Source organism: Vibrio sp. B7 (assembly GCF_963888765.1).
Classification (GTDB): Bacteria; Pseudomonadota; Gammaproteobacteria; order Enterobacterales; family Vibrionaceae; genus Vibrio; species Vibrio anguillarum.
In genome coordinates this window covers 79,105-100,423 of sequence record NZ_CAWPKR010000037.1, presented here as the reverse complement: position 1 = coordinate 100,423, position 21,319 = coordinate 79,105, and the positions used below count along the sequence as shown (strand labels likewise).

The 21,319-nt window shown below is 43.9% G+C and carries 16 protein-coding genes; 10 read left to right on the top strand and 6 right to left on the bottom strand.

From position 1 onward, the window contains the following. Positions 1-192: 192 nt before the first annotated feature. The 3 genes from AACV32_RS14205 to AACV32_RS14195 are packed head-to-tail and all read left to right on the top strand — an operon-like array spanning position 193 to position 3,417. Positions 193-1,611 carry an SLC13 family permease gene (locus tag AACV32_RS14205; RefSeq protein WP_026028719.1) on the top strand — a complete coding sequence of 473 codons (1,419 nt, stop codon included), beginning with the start codon at positions 193-195 and terminating at the stop codon, positions 1,609-1,611. An 8-nt stretch (positions 1,612-1,619) separates the two neighbouring features. After that, positions 1,620-2,957 (top strand): ATP-binding protein, encoded by a 1,338-nt coding sequence (locus AACV32_RS14200; protein WP_170895309.1) that lies wholly within the window; start codon positions 1,620-1,622, stop codon positions 2,955-2,957. Further along, entirely contained in the window at positions 2,944-3,417 is a 474-nt protein-coding gene (locus tag AACV32_RS14195; protein ID WP_010317964.1) for a response regulator, read from the top strand. Before AACV32_RS14200 ends, AACV32_RS14195 begins: the two co-directional genes overlap by 14 nt. Positions 3,418-3,467: 50 nt before the next feature. Here AACV32_RS14195 and AACV32_RS14190 read toward each other — a convergent pair whose 3' ends face one another. Both AACV32_RS14190 and cspE read right to left on the bottom strand, forming a co-directional pair. Beyond that, positions 3,468-3,677 (bottom strand): hypothetical protein, encoded by a 210-nt coding sequence (locus tag AACV32_RS14190; RefSeq protein ID WP_013856790.1) that lies wholly within the window; start codon positions 3,675-3,677, stop codon positions 3,468-3,470. 279 nt (positions 3,678-3,956) lie between these two features. Beyond that, the gene (cspE, locus tag AACV32_RS14185; RefSeq protein WP_010317961.1) at positions 3,957-4,169 is read right to left on the bottom strand and encodes a transcription antiterminator/RNA stability regulator CspE; all 213 of its coding nucleotides are present in this window, start codon (positions 4,167-4,169) and stop codon (positions 3,957-3,959) included. Positions 4,170-4,756: 587 nt separating this feature from the next. Between cspE and AACV32_RS14180 the strand changes: the two genes are divergently transcribed. Next, positions 4,757-5,851 carry a NapC/NirT family cytochrome c gene (locus tag AACV32_RS14180; RefSeq protein ID WP_088732485.1) on the top strand — a complete coding sequence of 365 codons (1,095 nt, stop codon included), beginning with the start codon at positions 4,757-4,759 and terminating at the stop codon, positions 5,849-5,851. A gap of 22 nt (positions 5,852-5,873) precedes the next feature. Continuing rightward, the gene (locus AACV32_RS14175) at positions 5,874-8,321 is read left to right on the top strand and encodes a molybdopterin guanine dinucleotide-containing S/N-oxide reductase (protein WP_088732484.1); all 2,448 of its coding nucleotides are present in this window, start codon (positions 5,874-5,876) and stop codon (positions 8,319-8,321) included. A 69-nt stretch (positions 8,322-8,390) separates the two neighbouring features. On the opposite strand, the gene AACV32_RS14170 is transcribed toward AACV32_RS14175, so the two are convergent. Further along, positions 8,391-9,851, bottom strand: a complete 1,461-nt coding sequence (locus AACV32_RS14170) for a DEAD/DEAH box helicase (protein WP_170895308.1) — start codon at positions 9,849-9,851, stop codon at positions 8,391-8,393. 274 nt (positions 9,852-10,125) lie between these two features. On the opposite strand from AACV32_RS14170, the gene AACV32_RS14165 reads away from it, so the two are divergent. From AACV32_RS14165 to AACV32_RS14155, 3 genes are all read left to right on the top strand, one after another. After that, positions 10,126-11,562 (top strand): 6-phospho-beta-glucosidase, encoded by a 1,437-nt coding sequence (locus tag AACV32_RS14165; RefSeq protein WP_026028850.1) that lies wholly within the window; start codon positions 10,126-10,128, stop codon positions 11,560-11,562. Between the two features lie 107 nt (positions 11,563-11,669). Beyond that, positions 11,670-12,674 carry a LacI family DNA-binding transcriptional regulator gene (locus AACV32_RS14160; RefSeq protein ID WP_017050539.1) on the top strand — a complete coding sequence of 335 codons (1,005 nt, stop codon included), beginning with the start codon at positions 11,670-11,672 and terminating at the stop codon, positions 12,672-12,674. Positions 12,675-12,811: 137 nt separating this feature from the next. Then, complete coding sequence (locus AACV32_RS14155; RefSeq protein WP_010319365.1) at positions 12,812-13,033, top strand: hypothetical protein; 222 nt, start codon at positions 12,812-12,814, stop codon at positions 13,031-13,033. Between the two features lie 131 nt (positions 13,034-13,164). Here AACV32_RS14155 and AACV32_RS14150 read toward each other — a convergent pair whose 3' ends face one another. Beyond that, positions 13,165-15,546 (bottom strand): glycoside hydrolase family 2 protein, encoded by a 2,382-nt coding sequence (locus AACV32_RS14150; RefSeq protein WP_170895307.1) that lies wholly within the window; start codon positions 15,544-15,546, stop codon positions 13,165-13,167. A gap of 330 nt (positions 15,547-15,876) precedes the next feature. On the opposite strand from AACV32_RS14150, the gene AACV32_RS14145 reads away from it, so the two are divergent. Next, positions 15,877-16,215 carry a YggL 50S ribosome-binding family protein gene (locus tag AACV32_RS14145; protein WP_026028717.1) on the top strand — a complete coding sequence of 113 codons (339 nt, stop codon included), beginning with the start codon at positions 15,877-15,879 and terminating at the stop codon, positions 16,213-16,215. A 109-nt stretch (positions 16,216-16,324) separates the two neighbouring features. Here AACV32_RS14145 and AACV32_RS14140 read toward each other — a convergent pair whose 3' ends face one another. Then, entirely contained in the window at positions 16,325-16,957 is a 633-nt protein-coding gene (locus tag AACV32_RS14140; RefSeq protein ID WP_013856799.1) for an MSHA operon transcriptional regulator, read from the bottom strand. A 253-nt stretch (positions 16,958-17,210) separates the two neighbouring features. Here AACV32_RS14140 and AACV32_RS14135 point away from each other — a divergent pair, with 253 nt between their 5' ends. Further along, a complete protein-coding gene (locus AACV32_RS14135) occupies positions 17,211-18,413 on the top strand; it encodes an iron-containing alcohol dehydrogenase (RefSeq protein ID WP_013856800.1) in 1,203 nt (400 codons plus the stop codon). Between the two features lie 68 nt (positions 18,414-18,481). On the opposite strand, the gene AACV32_RS14130 is transcribed toward AACV32_RS14135, so the two are convergent. After that, on the bottom strand, positions 18,482-21,286 hold the full coding sequence (locus tag AACV32_RS14130; RefSeq protein WP_017050536.1) for an Hsp70 family protein: 2,805 nt from the start codon (positions 21,284-21,286) through the stop codon (positions 18,482-18,484). Between the last annotated feature and the right edge of the window lie 33 nt (positions 21,287-21,319).

The following is a 21,319-nucleotide window of genomic DNA, read 5'->3' as shown; positions in this document are numbered from 1 at the left end:
TTAACACCTAAGAGTGGTGAGAGGATTTGCAAGCGACCCCTCATTCTGAGTATTTGCCTTAGTGGTAATCGTTGTTCATTGATCTAACACCAAACTTTTTGCTGAGTAACTGTAACATAATGGCAACGTTGTTCGAGATTCAAGTACACCTCTAATTATCGTTTCTATGAGTACTCAGGAAGAGTTTATATGGTGCGTCCTTACTTAAAATTTATCATCCCTATTTTAGTTCCATTACTTATTTTATTGTTGCCTATGACCGCTTTCCCTTTTGAAGGGATGACTGTAATACAGCAGCGAGTGATTGCCATCTTTTTGCTCGCCGCTCTTTGTTGGGTATTTGAACCGATCCCAATCTATGCCACATCGGTAGTCGTGATCGTGCTAGAGCTCCTAATGGTATCGGATAAAGGTATCTGGTTTATGAGGCTTGCTGAGGGAGAAGCTCATTTTGGTGGCTTGCTAAAACATACTGATATCATGGCGACGTTTGCCAGCCCAATTATTATGTTGTTTTTGGGTGGCTTTTTCTTAGCCATGGCCGCCACTAAGTATCGCTTGGATGTCAACCTTGCCCGAGTGCTGCTCAAACCATTTGGCCAGAACCCCAAGTATGTCATGTTAGGCTTAATGTTAATTACTGGCATCTTCTCGATGTTTATGTCCAATACCGCAACAACAGCGATGATGCTTTCCATCTTAACGCCTGTCATCGCAGTGTTTGGCCCAAAAGATCCAGGGCGAATTGCTTTTGCTTTGTGTATTCCGGTCGCCGCTAATATTGGCGGTATAGGTACGCCAATAGGTACTCCTCCCAATGCGATCGCATTGAAATATCTGGTCGGTGAAAATTTAATTACCTTTGGTGAATGGATGGCCTTTGGGGTGCCGTTTGTGATCATAATGATGGCACTCGCATGGGTATTGATTAGCGCCATGTTTAAAGCAGAGCAACAAAAAATTGAATTGACCATTAAAGGTAAATTTTTAAAAACACCAAAAGCCATTATTGTGTATGTCACATTTGCTCTGACCATTCTTCTTTGGTTGATGGGCTCAACCCATGGTATGAACTCTTATACTGTTGCACTGATACCCGTGGCTGTTTTTTCTCTTACTGGCATCATCAACAAAGAAGATCTAAAGAAAATTTCTTGGGATGTGCTGTGGTTAGTGTCTGGTGGTATTGCGCTAGGACTTGCATTAGACAAAACGGGGTTAGCGCAACTAGTGGTGAACAGCATTCCTTTTGCACAGTATTCACCTTACGTTGTTTTATTTGGTGCGGCATTTTTGTGTCTCATTATGGCCAATTTTATGTCACATACCGCTACCGCGAACTTATTAATGCCGATTATGGCCGCGCTTGGTGCTTCAATGACTTCGCTTACTCCATTAGGTGGAGAAATCACGTTGATTCTCGTGGTTACCTTTGCTGCATCACTTGGTATGTCATTACCTATCAGTACACCACCTAATGCGTTGGCGCATGCTACCGGGCACGTTCAAAGTAACCAAATGGCTAAAGTAGGGGTTGTCCTCGGTGTGATTGGGGTGCTGCTCAGTTTTGTTATGGTTTGGTTACTTCATGCGGTTGGTCATATCGGTTAGGTAGCATTATGTCGGATAAAAGACTTGTTGCACTCATTGATCGTTATTTTCGCCATCCTGAACGGATGGTGAAACTGCCTTCGGGAAGAATTGTCATTGAGCAAGAAGGTTATAATGATCGACTCTATTTCGTATGGTCGGGAGAATTGAGTGGCTATTACAATGAAAAAGGCGATAAACCGATAAAAGTTTTTTCAGCCGGTGCTGGTGCTTTTATTGGCGTGCACAGTTTTTTTTCTGGTGAATGGATAGCTTCTTCAACAGTGGTGGCTGAATCTACGGTAGAGCTTGCCTGGATCGACCGAACTACGGCTGTTTTAGAAGAAGATCAATATGGACCTTTAACCGCCCAGTTTACCCCCGTTATTGTGAATGAATTATCCCGCCGTCAACGACGCGCAACTCAAGAATCAGTGGCAAAAGAAAAAGCATTAGAAAGGTTATATTCGGCTGAGCAAATGACGACCTTGGGCCAGTTAGCGGCGGGCATTGCCCATGAATTGAACAATGCCATCGGGGTAGTGAGTAGCAAATCTGAGCGATTAGAAGTACTGTTTATGGAGCTGCTCGAAGAGGTTCATCCTGAAGCGAGCCTCTTTTTCGATTTTGGCTTGATATATGGTCAGAAAGTATCGTCAAACGAAGCTAGAAGGCGAGGTGCTCTTTTCGAAAAGCAATACGCCCTGCCTAAAAATGTGGCAAGAGATTTAGCAAAAGCGGTTCCAGAAGACTACTTATCTTCGCACTGGCTGAAAAATCCACATTTAGCTATCCGTTATTGGCAAATGGGCCGTGACTTGCATGATTTACGTTTGGCCTCTAAACATACTGTTGGCATTGTTAAATCAGTAAAACAACTGGGCCGAACTGAAATTACTCAAGATGAAGAGTTCGATATTAACGATACGATCAATCGAGCATTGTCACTATTACAGAGTGATTTACGACGTGTCAGTGTCCGTATTAGGCCAGCTGCATTACCCTTATTTAAAGGATCTCAGACAGAGCTGGTACAAATTTGGGTAAACATCATCAAAAATGCCTGTGATGCGATGGCTAACATAGCAGAGCCAATGATAGAGATACAAACCAAATTAAGTAAACAACGTATATTGGTAACCATTGCTAATAACGGTCCTGAAATTAACGAAGCCACTAGACGGAAAATATTCCAACCAAGCTTCACCACCAAAAAAGGAGGGTTGTCGTTTGGTTTGGGACTAGGGTTATCAATAGTGAAACGCATTGTTTCTGGGTATGGTGGAAATGTCGTACTCAAAAGTGACAATGAAAGAACAATATTTAGAATTAAATTACCCACGGAGAGCGATTATGGAGAAGCTTAATATCATTTGTGTCGATGATCAAAGGGAAGTATTAAGTGCGATACTGCAAGATCTTCAACCACTCACTTCTTGGTTGAATATTGAAGATTGTGAATCGGCTTATGAAGTATTGGATCTAATGGATGAGTTTGACGAACAAGGTGAGCATATTGCGCTGCTGATGTCAGATCATGTGATGCCAGGAAAGACAGGAGTCGAATTATTAACCGAGGTCGCAGCAGATTCCAGATTTAAGAAAACAAAGAAAATTCTGTTAACAGGGCAAGCAACACACACAGATACTATCAATGCGATTAACACTGCAGGTGTAAATAGGTATTTTGAGAAACCGTGGAATGCAAAAGAGCTGGTAGATTGTGTTCGCACTTTAGTAACAGAATTCATCTTTGAAGTAGGTTTAGATTATAAAGACTATCACAACGAACTAGATCAGAAAATAGTGCTAGCAAAACTGAGATAAGTGAATAATGCCCAAATAACTTTAACGGCGGCTATTAAAGTGTTTGGGTATTAATCGATGATATTAAAATGGCCAATAAGCTTGTCATCAGCATTCAATATTTGTCCTTGAGAAGATTCTTCATCATAAATAAAATTGAGATGAAGAGTGTCTAAATTGCAATTTATCTGACTTAATATATGACGTGTCAATATGTCACTATTAAGTTGATGAATAGTCGCATTCCAAGAGCAATGTTTAATATTAAAATGAATATTCATAGTGAGCGTAATTTTTGTGTTGCTTTAGATTTAGCAAACCAAAAACGCTTTCTACCGGTTGTACGAGACATAGTAAATCTCCTTTGTAAAAATGAAAATATTACATAGATAGAAATAGGATTGTCAAAACGGTTTATGCAAAAATGGCTGAATGTTCGAACGGGATAAGCAGAGGGAACGGAGCAGAAGTTTGAGCGATAACGTTGATAACTATAATTTATAATCTAGGTAAAAATAAGAGCGCTGGCGTGGTGCCAACGCTCACACATTCATGCGAAATTATTCAGCACGTACGTTAGCAGCTTGAGGACCTTTAGCACCTTGTTCTACAACAAAAGATACTTTTTGGCCTTCTGCTAAAGTTTTGAAACCTTCAGAAGCGATAGCGCGGAAGTGTACGAATACATCTGGACCGCCGTTGCTTTGAGAAATGAAACCAAAACCTTTAGTTTCGTTGAACCATTTTACAGTGCCAGTAGTAGTGTTAGACATGTTATGTCCCTTATAAAAATAAAAAATTTTAAAATACAGGTGTTGCTTTGAGACGAATTATTTAAATGAGACCATGAAACTAGAGGACACTTTGAATTGAATCTGAAAGGGAACTTTGGCTTACTTGTTACATTAATAACCCTGTTCAACAGAGCGGACACATAATCGCATGGTCCTCAATCAAAGTAAAGCATTTATTTTAAAATAATTGAGCATTAGGAATCTGAGCAGGTTATTCGTGATTTTTGTTACTTTTCAAACCATTTTTAGTCAACATTATCAGTGATAAGGCTCTGCCTATCTTTTGGCCTTTGGGGTGGGTCTTTGGGGTTTTTATCTTTTATTTTTAATATCAATCGGTTGTGTTTTATGTATTTTTAATTTCTATCATCTGTGTGGCTATTTATTTTCTATTTTATCAATTTATAAGAAAGGTGACATAGGTCACGCCTGTTCCTTGTCTAAATTGACTACTGTCAAGTTGACATCCCTCTTTAGGGGTATGATTTCCTTATGGAATACGATGCGCATCACATAAATGCAACGTGTTCTGTCAAAACCACATCCGTTGAGATTTGTGAGGAATAATGAATATTAAAAAAAGAATGATAGTGGGAGTTCTTGCTATTGGGGTGCTGCTCGGTTGGTTAAGCCTTGGAGGAACTCATGTCATCTTAGAAAAAACGTCGAGTACGGAATTTTGTCTCTCTTGTCATACTATGCAAGCACCCTTTCAGGAGTATCAAGGCTCGGTACACTTCAGCAATGCCAAAGGCATCCGTGCAGAATGTGCTGATTGCCATATACCCACTGATACTATGGATTATTTAGTCACTAAAATCAGGGCGTCCAAAGATATCTATCATGAGTTTATTACCAAGAAGATCAGCACACCTGAAAAGTATGAAGCGCATCGAGCCGAGATGGCTGAAACTGTCTGGGCGCAATTAAAAGCGAACGATTCTGCGACCTGTCGTTCATGTCACAGTGAAGATGCGATGGAGATTTACGACCAAACGGCGCAAGCACAAAAAATGCATCAGTACGGTATCGACAATAATCAAACCTGTATTGATTGCCATAAAGGTGTGGCGCACATGCTTCCTGAAGTCAAAATGGACAGCCAAGCATTAGCCCATTTGGTCGAAGAGGCAAAGTTAACCCCTGTGGGCACTTCTATTGTTTATGCGATGCAATCTACGCCCATTTCTGATTTCGGAACGATCAATCCAGCGACGCCGCTGAAAGTATTGAATGAAAGCGATGGCAAGCGCACCGTTGAATTGAGTGGTTATCAGATGCAAGGTGCAGAACAAGTCTTGTATATGGGTGAAGGTAAGCGTGCTGTGATTGCTATGTTAACTGAAGCAGGGCAAAAAGCATTGAGCGTAAAAGAGTATAACGAAGATGCCTACGGAAATCAGTGGCGTCAAGTAACACTTGCCGGGGACATCGACACGCCAGTGTTGAGTAAAATGGATTCGCTTTGGGCATACGCTGAGCAATTGGACAATGTTTACTGTTCAACATGTCATGCCAAAATTCCGAGTAACCATTTTACGGTTAACGCGTGGCCTTCTGTGGCAAAAAGTATGGGGGACCGTACCTCTATTTCCGCAGAGGATCTAGAAATCCTCACGAAATATTTCCAATACAATGCGAAAGATGTTGTTGCCCAATAAAAAATGAAATAAGGATTCAGTGATGACTACTCTCACACGTCGAAGTTTTCTAAAAAGCGCTGGTGCAACTGCAGGTGCGGTCGCTATTTTTTCGGTTAAACCCATGCCAGTTCTCGCTTCCGCACCGCGAGGAGCCGGTGTACTGACTGCTGGGCGTTGGGGCGCTATGCTGGTTGAAGTTAAGGATGGGAAAATTATTTCCTCCAAGAATGCATTGCCGCAAACCGTACCCAATAGTCTACAAACCTCAGCGCCAGATCAAGTGCATACTCAAGCTCGGGTCAAATACCCGATGGTGCGTAAAGGTTTTCTAGCCAATCCCCATATGCCAGATGGTAAACGAGGAGACGATGAGTTCGTCCGCGTTAGTTGGGAAAAAGCGCTGCAATTAATCCACCAACAGCATGCTCGTATTCGCACTGCTTATGGAGCCGAGTCAATTTTTGCGGGTTCTTACGGCTGGCGATCCAGTGGAATTTTACATAAAGCCCAAACCCTACTGCAACGCTATATGAGTATGGCGGGAGGCTATTCGGGTCATTTAGGTGATTATTCTACGGGTGCTGCGCAAGTCATCATGCCTTACGTTGTAGGCTCAATAGAAGTGTATGAACAACAAACAACTTACCCTGTTGTACTTGAAAGTAGTGATGTTGTGGTGCTTTGGGGGCTTAACCCTATTAATACACTGAAAATAGCATGGAGCAGTACCGACGGCGCGGGGCTTGAGTTTTTTAATCAACTCAAACATTCTAAAAAAACCATTATCGCTATCGATCCTATGCGTTCGGAAACCATCGAATTTTTTGGTGAAAACGCTCAGTGGATTGCACCGCATCCTGGTACTGACGTTGCGATGATGTTGGGGATCGCCCACTCATTAGTTGAAAAGGGCCAACATAACCTCGAATTTTTGAATAAATACACCGCTGGTTACGACAAGTTTGAAGCTTATCTGCTAGGTCATTCTGATGGCACGCCAAAGACAGCACAATGGGCTGAGGCAATTTGTGGCGTTCCTGCCAAACAACTAGAGCTATTGGCTGATATTTTTAGCAAAAATAGAACTATGATCATGGCTGGTTGGGGAATCCAACGTCAGCAATATGGTGAACAAAAACACTGGATGCTTGTCACTCTGGCTGCAATGCTAGGGCAGATCGGTTTACCCGGTGGTGGGTTTGGTTTTTCATATCACTATTCCAATGGTGGTAACCCAACGCGAACTGCGGGTGTTTTACCTGCTATATCAGCGGCTATTGATGGTGGTTCATCTGCGGGTAATGATTGGGCCGTTTCTGGAGCAGTAAATAGTTTTCCTGTGGCTCGTATTGTTGAAGCGTTGGAAAACCCATCCGGTCAATATCAACACAACGGGCATGAGAAAACGTTTCCTAACATCAAAATGATCTGGTGGGCGGGCGGTGCAAACTTTACTCATCACCAAGATACCAACCGTTTGATTAAAGCGTGGCAAAAGCCGGAACTCATCGTTATCTCTGAGCCTTATTGGACTGCGGCCGCAAAACACGCTGATATTGTACTGCCCATCACGACGTCATTTGAGCGTAATGATCTCACCATGACAGGGGATTATAGCAATCAACATTTAGTGCCGATGAAACAGGCAATTGAGCCTCAATTTGAAGCGCGAAATGATTTTGATGTATTTGCTGATATGGCGGAGCTGTTAAAACCGGGCGGACGTGCAGTGTATACGGAAAATAAATCCGAAATGGAATGGTTGGCTGGTTTCTATAAAGGAGCTCAAGCTATCGGTCGCCAGAATCGGATTGCAATGCCTAACTTCAGCTATTTTTGGAAACAAAATCAGCTCATTGAGATGAAATGGAACGAAGCGAACGCGAAGTTTGTGCGTTATTCCTCTTTCAGAGAGGATCCTATCCTGAACCCTCTTGGTACACCAAGTGGCAAGATTGAGATCTTCTCCAAAACCATCGAAGGCTTCAAATATAGCGATTGCCCGCCACATCCTATGTGGATGCCGCCAACGGAGTGGGTAGGGAATGCTCAAGCCGATGAACTGCAATTGATGACATCGCATGCGGCTCATCGTCTCCATAGCCAGTTAAACTATGCGGCACTACGCGAGCAATATGCGATAGCAAACCGTGAACCGATCTGGATTCATCCAGAAGATGCAAAAGTTCGAGGGATCAAAGATGGCGATCTTGTTCGTGCTTATAATCAACGTGGCCAAGTCTTAGTTGGCGCGCTGATCACGGATGGAATTAAGCAAGGTTCGGTCTGTATTCATGAAGGGGCATGGCCTGATTTTGATAAACCTCATGGTTTATGTAAAAACGGAGGATGCAACGTACTGACCGCTGACATACCTACTTCAAGGTTAGCCAATGGCTGTGCTGGTAACTCTTCAATTGTGAAAATAGAGAAATATGTAGGAGAGCCACTTCCTCTAACTGCATTCACACCGCCCAAAGGCGCGTAAAAGCAAAAAGGCCACTAGATGAGAGTGGCCTTTACTTTTTAATCAGAGAGTCGTAGTCAGTGAGTAATATCAGCTCGCCGCGATTTTTTTTGCTCTACGAGGTCTATTTTGTCCAGCCGATCCGCTTCTCGTGGGTTGGTTTGCACTTGGTTTGTTACTGTTTGAACGAGTGGAATTGGCCGCTTTCGGCTTTCTGTCATTAGTTCTGGTATTCGCGCTTATGCTGTGACCTTTTGCTACATCACCAGAGCGCTGTCCGTCATTATGTTCTGGTTTGTTCTTTTTCGGCTTTTTCGCTTTAATCGGTTGTAGCGAAGGAGATGCCGGTAATTTGTTCATTGGCGCAAAGCCTTCAACCTCAATTCGTTCTAGTAAATTTTGGGTAAGGCGCTCAATGGCAAACATGTCTTTTGCTTCATCGGCGCAGACCAAAGAGATCGCATTTCCTTCAGCGCCTGCGCGGCCTGTACGGCCAATTCGGTGAACATAATCTTCAGGGACGTTAGGCAATTCAAAGTTTACCACTTGTGGTAATTGGTCAATATCAATGCCGCGAGCGGCAATATCCGTTGCTACTAAAATGCGGATCTCACCACTTTTAAAATTGGCCAATGCCTTAGTGCGTGCGCCTTGACTTTTATTGCCATGAATAGCGGCGGCGCTGATGCCACTGCCTTCAAGTTGTGCGGTTAAGCGATTAGCGCCGTGTTTAGTTCGTGTAAATACCAACGCTTGTTGCCAATTATTTTCTTTGATTAGTTGAATCAATAGTGCTGGTTTTTTCGCTTTATCTACAGGATGTACCCACTGTTTGACAGTTTTGGCGGTACTATTGCGTGGCGTAACCGAAATCTCGACTGGGTTGTTAACTAACCCTTTCGCAAGTTGGCGAATTTCATCAGAGAAAGTGGCCGAAAAGAGTAGGTTTTGACGTTTTGCTGGCAGCAGTGCAAGGATCTTTTTAATGTCACGAATGAAGCCCATGTCTAACATGCGATCCGCTTCGTCTAAGACCAAAATTTCTAATTGGTTAAATTTAATCGCATTTTGGTTGTATAAATCCAACAGTCGACCCGGTGTCGCGACCAAAATATCTACTCCACGACGCATTTTCATCATCTGTGGGTTAACTTTCACACCGCCGAAAATAACTTCAGAGCGTAGTGGAAGGTTTTGTCCGTAAGTTGCCACGTTGTCGGCAACTTGCGCGGCCAATTCACGTGTCGGCGTCAGAATTAATGCACGCACTTGGTTGGGGCCTACTTTTGGGCCTTTAACTAATAGATCCAAAATGGGCAGGGTAAATCCTGCTGTTTTCCCGGTACCTGTCTGGGCCGCTGCCATCACATCTTTGCCTTCAAGAACGGCTGGAATAGCTTGCGCCTGAATTGGCGATGGTGTTTCGTAACCTTGAGAAGCAACGGCTTTCAGGATGGCATGGGATAAACCCAGAGAGGCAAAACTCATTAAAATGTCTCGATATGTAAATAAGGAAGTGATCCGCATCACGTTGCGGAAAGGCGCAAGCATACAGTAGTCACAGCAAAAGTGCTACGGAATGTCTCTGTTTGCCACTTGTCAGTAACAAATAGTGCGTATTTTCTTCCGAGAACATTAGAATTATTAATTTAAATGTAACCGGTTTCCGAAACCGGTTACATTTTTACGATAATCGTTTATGATGTCACGCAAAGTAGCAAAGCGATGATGTATTTCTATACAACGTGTCCACATGGCGTGAAATAGCATATTAGATCGACATAAGGGTACATTGAGTCAGCAAATGAAGACGAGGTAGATGACGATGGCAACGAATGGTTTTCCAAAAGATTTTTTATGGGGTGGGGCTGTAGCAGCACATCAAGTTGAAGGTGGATGGAACCAAGGTGGAAAAGGAGTCAGCATTGTCGATGTGCTCTCAAAAGGAGCGCATGAAGTACCTAGGGTGATGACCTCCGGTGTGGATGCAAATTATTTCTATCCTAATCATGAAGCCGTTGATTTTTATAGTCATTACAAAGGTGACATTGCACTTTTTGCTGAGATGGGTTTTAAATGTTTTAGAACCTCAATTGCTTGGACTCGTATTTTTCCACAAGGTGACGAAGTCTCGCCCAATGAAGCAGGGCTACAATTTTATGATGATCTTTTTGATGAATTGCTGAAATACGGCATTGAGCCAGTTATTACGCTTTCGCATTTTGAGATGCCATTCCACCTTGTACAACAATACGGGGGATGGGCAAATCGCAAGCTTGTGGATTTTTTCGTTAACTTTAGCCAAGTGGTGATGGAGCGTTATAAACAGAAAGTGAAATACTGGATTACCTTCAATGAGATCAATAACCAGCGAAATTGGGAATTCCCACTGTTTGGCTACTGTAACTCAGGGGTGATCTTCACTGAACATGACAACCCAGAGCAGGTGATGTACCAAGTCATGCATCACCAATTTATTGCCAGTGCTTTAGTGGTCGATCTCGGTCATAAGATCAACCCTCAATTTCAAATGGGTAGCATGATTCATATGATGCCGCTTTATCCCGCGTCGTGTCGTCCAGAAGATATGATCCGCTCTCAAGAAATGATGAGAGAGAAGTACTTGTTCAGCGATGTGCAAGTTCGTGGCTATTACCCAAGCTATATTTGGCGTGAATGGGAGCGAAAATCGATAACCGTTGATATGCTCGATGGCGATGAAGCGATACTGCGTAAGGGTTGTGCCGACTACCTTGCGATCAGCTATTACATGACGAATATTGTCTCTGATGATCGCAACGCTGAAGGTGAAACAACCAGTTTATTCAAACAAAGTCGCTTAAACCCTTATCTCACAGCGTCTGATTGGGGATGGCAAATTGACCCGGTAGGGCTTCGCTACGCGCTTTCTGAGTTGTATGAACGCTACCAGAAACCGATTTTTATTGTTGAAAATGGTTTTGGGGCGATCGATGAAGTCGATGAGCAAGGCCAAGTGCAAGATGATTATCGGATTGAGTATTTACAAGCACATATACGAGAAGTGAAGAAGGCCATTGCTATAGACGGCGTTGATGTCATGGGCTATACCCCTTGGGGCTGCATCGATTGTGTGTCGTTCACCACTGGTGAATATAAAAAACGTTACGGTTTCATTTATGTAGACAAACACGATGATGGTTCTGGTTCAATGGCTCGCAGTAAAAAGAAAAGCTTTTACTGGTATCAGTCCGTGATCAAAACCAATGGCGAACAATTATAAACGTAGAATAACAATAATAATTGTTGATTGAGAGCGTTCATCCAGCTTAGGAAATTAGGTAAACTCCCTCGGCTTCCAAGAGTCGGGGGTTTTTATTAGGAGTCACCATGGCGACAATCAATGACGTTTGTAAAGCTGCGGGCGTGTCTAAAGCCACCGTATCGCGCGTACTCAATCAAACTGGCCAAGTAAAAGCAAGTACGCGAGAAGCCGTTTTACAAGCCATGTCCACCTTGGGTTATCAACCTAATGTGTTGGCGCAAGCATTAGCCACAAACAGTGCAAATGCGATTGGGCTGATACTTCCTCAGTTTCAAGGGAGTTATTTTGGCAGCTTATTGCATCAAGCAGCACAAGGTGCCGAGCAAGCACGTAAGACCTTACTTGTCATGGACAGTCACGATAACGCGGCAGGCGAATTAGCAGCAGTGCGCTCATTGCTCACTCAGCGTTGTGACGCCATCATGCTTTACAGCCGCCATTTGTCGAATCATGAGCTGGCATCATTGCAATCTGATGTTTCAGTGCCACTGATTGTACTCAATCGAACCTTGGAAGAAGTCGGTTTGCATAGTTTTGGTTTTGAGCAGCATCAAGCCGCTTCTTTAGCGATTAATCACTTGCTTGAACTTGGCCATCGCCGCATTGCTTGCATCACTAGCCCTTTGGACAGTGATACAGGACAACAGCGATTTGCTGCTTACCAGTCAGGCTTGCAGCAGACTGGTATTAAGCTCAATCACACGCTCGTTGTTGAAGGTGATAATTCTATGCTGGCGGGTTATGCCGCGGTTCAACGGTTATTAGAACAACAGAGTGAGTTCAGCGCTATTTTTGCCTGTAACGATGATATGGCACTAGGAGCAATGCGCGCACTTTACGAACATGCCATTTTGGTACCCAATCAGGTCTCTGTAATGGGGATTGATGATGAGCCTGCGGCTGCGTATTCGGTGCCCAATCTCTCAACAATATCGCTTCCCATTGAGCAACTGACGAAGGACGCAGTAGCCTTGGCCCTACAATTGGCTGAAGGGAAGGGCTCGGATGATGCCAAGATACATCGCTATCTAGGTAAGCTGGTGCTTCGAGAATCAACGTGCGCACCTTAAGAGGCCTCGCAGATTAATGACTCATTGAAATAATGAGCATTTATTTTAATTAACTGTATAAATCCACAGTTAATTGCTTGACATTATGTCACTCTTTACTAAGCTGTATGTATGCACAGTGAAGTTGGAGGTGAAATATGTTGTGGGAAACGCTAGAACGAGTTAACCGCCTTCGCCAAGAAGCGTTAGCCAACCCAGACTTTGTCCAATCCGCGCAAGACCATGAAGAGACATTGAAGCAGGTCGAGCAATACTTTGAACCAACGAAACGACGCAAGGCAGCAAAACGTGCAAAAACCCTTGCAGATATTTATCAACAGACTGAATTTGGTGAAAACCCATCTGGTGTTCAACATTAGTCAGTGTTCGACATGAGCCAATGTTGAACATGCATTAGTAAAAATGGTTTAGCTTGCAAAGAGCTGCTTGATGCGCAGCTCTTTTTCGTTTCCTTCCTTAAGGCTGAGCGTTTGTCTTTATTCGGCTCAGTTCATTCAGCCAGTTGATAAATAGTACAGTTTAAGTGAGATTTATCGTCTGATCTAAAGGCGATTGTCCGCATTTGGTTGGGGAGCAAAAAGAAGCTGGAGTCAGAAAATTGTAGTACGTTGTCATGTTCTAGGTGAACGTAAAGTGCAGGTCGGTCAGTGGTCAAACAGAGACTGCCCGCACGATATTCACACAATATGCGGGCCGATTTTAAGGGCAAGCGTTTGGGTACATCCGGCAGCCAAAAATTATCCCGCTGGCCATCCGTACTGACAAAGTAGATCGCTCCTTTTTCTGGTGTGAAATCCTTTATTGTGTGTTGCCACACGATTTGGTTACTCTCTTGAGGCAGTCGTTCATTGATTGACCAATGCTTTCGCAATTCTCCTTCCCATCCAAACCAATATATGTCACCCACAAGGTATTGCTCACCGGGCGCATCATTAATGGCTCTCAGTGATAGGTGTTTCTCATCTTCAGAAAAACAGGCCAAAAGCGGGTTATAAAACCGTTTGGCGTGATAATGTAATTGTTTCCAGCGTCCAGAATACTCAATGCTTGACCAAGACGCGACGGGCCAGTTGTCATTGAGTTGCCAATATAATATGCCACGGCAAATCGGTGAGGTTGCCCGCCACGCTTCGACAGCCGTTTTAATTGCCATGGCTTGCTGAACTTGGCTCAAATAAAGCATCTGCTGGAAGCCATTCGGGAAACGGAAATAGCGAGTAAACATTTCGGTGATGATGCTATTACCACGAGCATTCTTTTGGTGATGTTCAAAATGAGGCGCACTGATATTCCAGTCGCTTTCTGGGATAATCTGCTTCACTTCACTAAATGAAGGCCAAGACTGATAACCGAATTCTGAACAAAATCGTGGGGATATTGAATGGTAAACGTCAAAGGATTTACCTGAATGCCACACATCCCAAAAATGCATGTCACCTTTATTATCATCATGCCAAGCGTCACCAAAATCTAACTCACCATTGCAAGGTGAGCTTGCCCAAAAACGGCGATTTGGATCTTGTTCATTGACGAGGATTTCTAAAAAACGATTGAGTCGGTCGTAATTGACTAAGTATTTTTCACGGTTTTCTCGAGATTCTGGATACCAAGTTAATGAACCAATCACCTCATTATCACCACACCAAATGGCAAGACAAGCATGGTGCTTCAAACGTTGTATTTGTTGTGTGACTTCTTGCTTTACCTCTTCTAAGAAACTCGGTGTTGAAGGGTATTGTGCACAGGAAAACATCAGATCTTGCCAGACTAATAATCCGAGTTGGTCGCAAAGTTGATAGAAATGATCGTGTTCATAATCACCCCCTCCCCACACACGAATCATATTCATGTGAGCTTCTTGTGTGGCTCGTAGCAGCTGTTGATAACGGGAAAAATTGACTTTGCTTGGCATGGCGTCCATTGGTATCCAATTCGCGCCCTTCACTGATATCGAGACCTCATTCACGGTAAAGGTCATTTCACTGCCGATGGAATCTTGCTCAGTGCGCAACGTGAGACGTCTTAAGCCAACTTGGCGGTTGATCTGCTGCTGTGCCATGGTAATAGACAGTGTGTATAAATAAGGGTCACCGTAACCGTTTGGCCACCAGAGATGCGGATGGTGAACATCAATATCTACACTGCTTTGGTTGCAAAATGCCTCACTATCGATCGTAATAGTTTGATCGCCAAAAGTAAGTGTGATGGGTGTGGAGAGCGATTCGCTATGCCGTATTCTCACGTGCAGCGTAACGTGTGTTAAAGCATGCCAAACTTGTTCAATATCCACACCCAGCAGTGAATATTCTTGTACCGTTTTTAATTGCATTGGTGCAAAAATACCACAAACAGCAAGGCATATACCCCAATCCCAACCACTGTGGCATTGAGGTTTTCGCACGGTGTTCATGTGAGGAAGTTGATTATTCCCTTGCGCCCACGGAATGGGAAAGGGCAGCTCATCGGCTCTTTGCTTGGCTACCGAAGCGGCAGGTTCAAATCGCCATTCAAAATGATTTACACCAATTTGCAGATAAGGGCGAATATTAACAGTATAGGTTTGAAAAGCATTATGGCACTGTAAAACCTTCTGTCCGTTGATCCATAGATCAGCAAACGTATCGACCTTATTCAGCTCCAGTAAGTGGTTTGGGCACTGAAGGTCTGCCGCATTTAAAGTGATCGCTTTTGTTAATACCCAATGACATAAACCAGCCCACTGAACCTGAGACTCATTGGATGCATAATAGGGATGAGGGATCAAACCCGCTTGCAGTAATGCATGATACTGGTCACCGGGCAGTGTCATCGCGATTTGGATATCGGGATACTCGGGTGAGCTCAATCGCCATTCACCGTTTAAATCAAACATAAATCCACCTCAAAAAATACGATTTACAAGGGCTAAATGAGCTGATTTAACCATGCACTATGAAATAAAAATGTGCATGGGTGGCAGGCTCAAAAGTTGTGCGAAGTTTTTAGATTAAGTTGCGAAGCAGTCAATAATTATGATTCTCTTGACTTTAATTTGACGTCACTAAGCTTGACGAGCGGCTTGTTTTAACTTGTTTTGTCTTGGCACATCTTGAAACAATTTGTTGTGAAAGTGTCCGCTTGTGGCGGTTTATATAAAGAATCATTTTGGAAATGGTGCTGAAAGGTGTATAAATGCCGCATTCAAACAGAGAGAGAAAATATGATGAAAATCGACAAGCTAGAAAATAAAAACCGCCGTATCCGTAAGAAACTGTTTTTAGGTGAATTTGCGATCCTCGGTTTTGAAGTTAGCTGTACAACGTCTATCAAAGACTTTGAACAATACGATCTCTTCGTTGATGAGTTTATTGATTACGTTGATAACATCGGTCTTTGTTTCGGTGGTGGTGGATTAGAGATCTTTGACGGCTTTGTGTGCGCAGCCGATCGCTACCGTTCAGCAACAGAAGAAGATAAAGCGTTGGTTGTAAAATGGTTAGAAAATCGTGCTGAAGTTAGCAAAGTTGTTGCTGGTGAATTAGTGGATGCCAATTACGCTTAATTGCTCTTCTATTCTACGTTATTCAGCCAGTGCTTTCCATTTGCGATGTCTGACAAAAAAGCCGGAGTGAAACTACTCAGGCTTTTTTATTACGCTAAATTTTATTACGTTAAAAATCAGCATGTTTAACAAAGTAAGGATTGTTGAATTTATTGGCGTGACCAACAATCGAAACCACTAAACGGTTCCATAGCGCTTTATCAAAAGGTTCTTTAGGAATGGCAGGATAAAGTGTTTCGACCTCTTCTCTGGCAAAGGCCATAAACTCTTTCTTTTTCCTCTTGTTATACTCTTGGGCGACATTATTGTAGTTGCGGATCCACTCTTTCTTAAAGCGAAGCAAGGCGGGCTCGGCTTTTTCTAAAGGTAGTCGAGAGAGATAAACGCGCTTATACGAGATTTTGCGATCAATCATCGTTCGCATACTGGTTTGAATGTAGGTACCGTGCTGCGTAATGGAAATATCGCTCTCATCAAACAGATTCACACACCAGCCCTTAGGCCAAAAGTCAGCCTGTTTATACTGATTATTTCTAGCGGTTAATACTTGATGAAGCACTAAATCAGAAGTGCCTTTAAAGGTTTGCTGCCATGTGGCTATGCGAATTTGCAATGAACCAGGCAAGCGATAGACATTGGTAAACTTATCTTCGTTCATGACTTCTACAGTAATTGGTTGAATAAAATACAATTTTTGAATGCCATTTGAGTGCAGGGAATGCACCTCAAAGACGAAAGCCAAACGACGTGTCGATTATTTTATGACACATAAAATTATGTGCAGAGTACTCAGCTAATGATTTCAATTATAAGTATAAAAAGTGAGCGAGGTGGATTTTACAAGGTTTGCATTAAAATGCGAGCTTAAGTTGGCGTTAAATCTAATAATGATCAGCGATTATTTGCCTTATCTTGCAAAATTTGACTTTCTAGGTAGAGATAACTCGTTGTATTGCCTAGTCTAGTTAATAGAACTTCACAACTCGAGACCAATCATGGAGATCAAGTACCAGCAGTGGCAGCATAAGCTATACATGAAAGTGCTCAAATTGGCCGCAGCGATTCTGCCCATCTCCAAGCCAACCTTGTTTATTGGTAAAGAATCGCTCAAGCAACTCTGTTATTCGGTTTCTTTGATGGGTATTGAACGCGTGCTTGTCGTAACAGACCAAGGCATTGAAAAGCTTGGTTATGTAAAAAAACTAACCTTTGAGTTTGAGCGCGTTGGTGTCAGTTGTGTGGTGTTTAACCATGTATTGCCTGATCCTACTTATGATCAAGTTGAAGCCGGCCTCCATCAGTATCGATTGGAGAAGTGCCAAGGCGTTGTCGCTATTGGTGGCGGCTCTTCAATCGATTGTGCAAAAGTGATCGCCGCTTGTGCTACTAACCGCAAGTCGATCAAACGTTTAGTGGGGCTGTTAAAAGTATGGAAAACACCTGCGCCGCTGTTTGTGATCCCAACAACGGCAGGTACGGGCTCTGAAGTGACCGTCATTGCGGTGGTTTCTGACCCTCAAACTCAGCAAAAAACACCGATTACTGACCCGAAACTTGTGCCACTTATTGCAGCGTTAGATCCGATGCTGATGATGGCCCTACCTACTCATATTACTGCGCAAACGGGGTTGGATGCACTCACGCATGCAGTGGAAGCCTTTATATCACGTAATGCCACGCCAGAGACTGATCGCTATGCTATCGCTGCGGTTAAACTGATCCACGATAACTTGGAAAAAGCGGCGTTCTTTGGCCAAAATTTGACGGCGAGACAAAACATGGCACTGGCCTCTTATTACGCTGGACTTGCTTTTACCAAAGCCAGTTTAGGGTATACACATGCCATCGCCCATGCTGTTGGGGCGAAATACCATTTCCCGCATGGCTTAGCGAATGCGGTTGTGTTGCCACATGTATTGGAATACTCCAAAGAGGCGGCGAAAGATAAGCTGGCTAAACTGGCCGACGTACTCAAAATAACCGATCCACATTTGACCGATTCAATGAAAGCGGACGCCTTCATTGGGTATGTGAAAGAGCTCAATCACACACTGCATATACCTACACAGTTACAGGGGCTCATGCCAGAGCATATTCCAGAATTGGCCAAACAAGCTTTTCGTGAAGCGTTTTGGAATTATCCTGCGCCAAAATACATGCAGCAAACGGATTGCGAAGCGATTTTTAGGAAATTGTAATCTACATTCAGCGTTATCTTTGACCGCTCTCGTCATCATAGCAACGAGAGTGGTCAAATTAGGTCGATTCATTTTTTAAGCAGTATCAACCCACTTGGCAGAGTATCACCGAAGACACGTTTGGATTCTGTGTCAGACAGGTCATGCACTTCATTCACCAAAGTAAACCAAGTTTCTGGAACCTTACTTTGCTTTATCTTGGCTAAAACGAGCTGACGAACATCATTGCTAATATCAAAAAGACGATCTCCTGTCTTGCGGCACATCATTACCGCGGCAAAGGCAATCATCGGTTCTTTTTGCCAGTTTTGATCAAGCAACTTCGGTAACCATTGTTCCACTTGCGCTCTTGGGATGACTGAATGTTGACTACCATACAGTAGCGTCCGAGAGGTTAACCGCCCAACGGCCCACCAGTGTGCTTGTTCACATTGAGTTTGATTAATCGCTTTGTTCAAAAACCACGTTGCAAGTAATACTTTATCTTCCACTTCTAGATGTTCCAGCGAAGCGGCAAGCCGTACCATGGCTTCGTACCCTTTGTCGTGCGCTTCTTGAGCTGATTTTGGATTTTTGATTGCGCTAGGGTGAAGATACTTAGCGATATCCGCTAGAATCGTTTCTTGTTGCTCTTGACTCAGTCCGCCAGCCACACGCCGCCAAAATACCCACCAATCGCTCCAGCCTTGATGATTTTGGAATTGAATACCTTGTTGATACAGATTCCACATCTGTTCCATACGCCAAGGATCAGTTGGATCGCCAAATCCTGGTCGCAGGGCAAATCCAGCCAGACGCAACCAGTTTTTCTCGTGTTGCTCTGAGCGACGTCGACGTTTACGGCCTTGAGAAAATGCATCAAAGAGCGGTCGTAGCGTGGCGAAATCCCATTCATCACGTGGCCCTAAAAGCTTATCTAAATCTTTGCCAAGCGTTTTAATGGCTTTGTTATCAGAGGCTTTTTTATTGCCACTATAAAGGTGTGTGATGAGCGAAATCGCCTCTGACAAGCGAGGATGACGTTGGATTTCACTGTCTGACTCACTGTGCTTGCGAACTTCAAACTCAAGTTGCCATCGGTTTTTTTCGTCCTCAATACTGACACATTCAATCTTGAGCGTGCCGACTTCAGTTAATTGACAAGCCAGTTGAACTTCCACCCGTTGCTTTTGGTTAGCATGCAATAGAGCATCATCATTTCCTTTTAACGCCGTTATATAAGGAGGCAGTGGCGTAAAAAGCTCATGTTCAACAGCCAATAACAGACCATTTTGAACGCGGCGATCAGCAAACATATCGTGAGTCGAGGTCAGGATGTTGAAGCGTACGGGTTCACCTAACGTCAGTGAAAATCGACGGCTGGTTAAGCGTATCTCTTGTCCTTCTTCGGTGCCTTTAGCCAAGACACACAGAGCATGTCCCGCACTGTTTTTTTCAGGCAGGTGTAAAAAATAAGAGCGTGCCGATCCACCGCCGATTTTAAGCTGTGCACCTTGGCGAGCTTTACCATACGCGACAGCACCGAGTGCGACTGCCCAATCAGGGTGAGGATTATCAAGCAGGGTGATCGGCGAACCTCGCCAATCGGTCAATAATTGAGTGATGCGCTTTGTGATAAGCTCACTATTAAATACGCCGCCATTGAGCAGCAACCCAACGGGAATTGCCGTTGCGTTTGACTCTTGCTTGAGCGCAAGGCGAGAAACGGCTTGGTGTTCAGCTAAAAATTCAGCGATATGTTTACTCACGGCAGGGTCGGCTGCGTAGGGCAAACCGAATTCCACCACAGCACTGCGGCGTTTAGTTGGACGTTCTTGTACCGAGCAAAGTGGGAAAAAGCCTTCCAGTGCAATGTCATGCACCTCTTGTTTCGTCAGGGAAATGCTTTTTGCTGCGCCTAATAGCTTTGAACCACTGCCAAGGAGCGTAATTTTTAGCTGCTCTGGGGCTTGGTTTGATAAGAGTTGCTCTTTGACTTGGCGAGTTTGCTGAATTAGTTTGCTCAAACTGGCGGCGGTTAATTTTTTCGAACCGTCAAAGCGTTGCTCAGCTAGATGAGCTAATGCTAAATCAAGGTTGTCACCTCCGAGCATTAAGTGCTCGCCCACGCCAATTCGGTCAAGAGAAAGTTGGTTGTCTGCGCTGTGTTTCGCTTCAATTAAACTGAGGTCAGTCGTACCTCCGCCCACATCACAAACCAAGATCAAAGGGAGTGATTGCAGTTGCTGTGAGGCACAATGGCGGTGACGTGCGTACCAGTCATAGCAAACGGCTTGTGGCTCTTCAAGTAGTACAATTGAGCTTAAGCCAGCCAGTGTTGCAGCTTCGATGGTGAGCTTACGAGCCGTTTCATCAAATGATGCCGGTACGGTGATAATGACATTTTGATCTTCAAGTCGATGACTTGGATGGCGGTAGTTCCATGCTTGCCGGATGTGATTGAGATAACTGGCGCTGGCAATGACAGGGGAAACTTTCGCCACATCGTGAGCGCCTGCCCACGGTAAGATGGCTTGCTTGCGATCAACCCCTTGATGGGAGAGCCAACTTTTCGCGCTGGATACTTGTCGCCCTTCTACTTTTGCACCTAAATCTCTTGCCCATTGGCCAATAATTACCTCTTTGCTATCGCCCATAACCGGTTCAATTTGCCAAGGGAGCGATAGGGCATCAGGTGCGATCTGCCCGTTGGCTGGGTGATAACGAAATGACGGAAGGAGTGGTTTTCGAACCACTTCACCGGGGCCAATCAATTGGTCGACCTCAAAAAGATGCACGGGTGAGTCTTCTAACGATTCGGTGATTTCACAAAATGCCACCACAGTATTGGTGGTGCCTAAATCGATACCGACGAGAAAGCGAGGAGAAGACATGGAGGCTCCTGAATTTCAAAAAAGGCATCCGAA

Excerpts from the sequence above, each read along its gene's own strand:
- AACV32_RS14145 (WP_026028717.1), top strand. The coding sequence starts at position 15,877 with ATGAAAATCGACAAGCTAGAAAATAAAAACCGCCGTATCCGTAAGAAA.
- AACV32_RS14160 (WP_017050539.1), top strand. The coding sequence starts at position 11,670 with ATGGCGACAATCAATGACGTTTGTAAAGCTGCGGGCGTGTCTAAAGCC.
- AACV32_RS14180 (WP_088732485.1), top strand. The coding sequence starts at position 4,757 with ATGAATATTAAAAAAAGAATGATAGTGGGAGTTCTTGCTATTGGGGTG.
- AACV32_RS14195 (WP_010317964.1), top strand. The coding sequence starts at position 2,944 with ATGGAGAAGCTTAATATCATTTGTGTCGATGATCAAAGGGAAGTATTA.
- AACV32_RS14165 (WP_026028850.1), top strand. The coding sequence starts at position 10,126 with ATGGCAACGAATGGTTTTCCAAAAGATTTTTTATGGGGTGGGGCTGTA.
- AACV32_RS14190 (WP_013856790.1), bottom strand. The coding sequence starts at position 3,677 with ATGAATATTCATTTTAATATTAAACATTGCTCTTGGAATGCGACTATT.
- AACV32_RS14135 (WP_013856800.1), top strand. The coding sequence starts at position 17,211 with ATGGAGATCAAGTACCAGCAGTGGCAGCATAAGCTATACATGAAAGTG.
- AACV32_RS14150 (WP_170895307.1), bottom strand. The coding sequence starts at position 15,546 with ATGTTTGATTTAAACGGTGAATGGCGATTGAGCTCACCCGAGTATCCC.
- cspE (WP_010317961.1), bottom strand. The coding sequence starts at position 4,169 with ATGTCTAACACTACTACTGGCACTGTAAAATGGTTCAACGAAACTAAA.
- AACV32_RS14155 (WP_010319365.1), top strand. The coding sequence starts at position 12,812 with ATGTTGTGGGAAACGCTAGAACGAGTTAACCGCCTTCGCCAAGAAGCG.
- AACV32_RS14130 (WP_017050536.1), bottom strand. The coding sequence starts at position 21,286 with ATGTCTTCTCCTCGCTTTCTCGTCGGTATCGATTTAGGCACCACCAAT.
- AACV32_RS14200 (WP_170895309.1), top strand. The coding sequence starts at position 1,620 with ATGTCGGATAAAAGACTTGTTGCACTCATTGATCGTTATTTTCGCCAT.
- AACV32_RS14170 (WP_170895308.1), bottom strand. The coding sequence starts at position 9,851 with ATGCTTGCGCCTTTCCGCAACGTGATGCGGATCACTTCCTTATTTACA.
- AACV32_RS14175 (WP_088732484.1), top strand. The coding sequence starts at position 5,874 with ATGACTACTCTCACACGTCGAAGTTTTCTAAAAAGCGCTGGTGCAACT.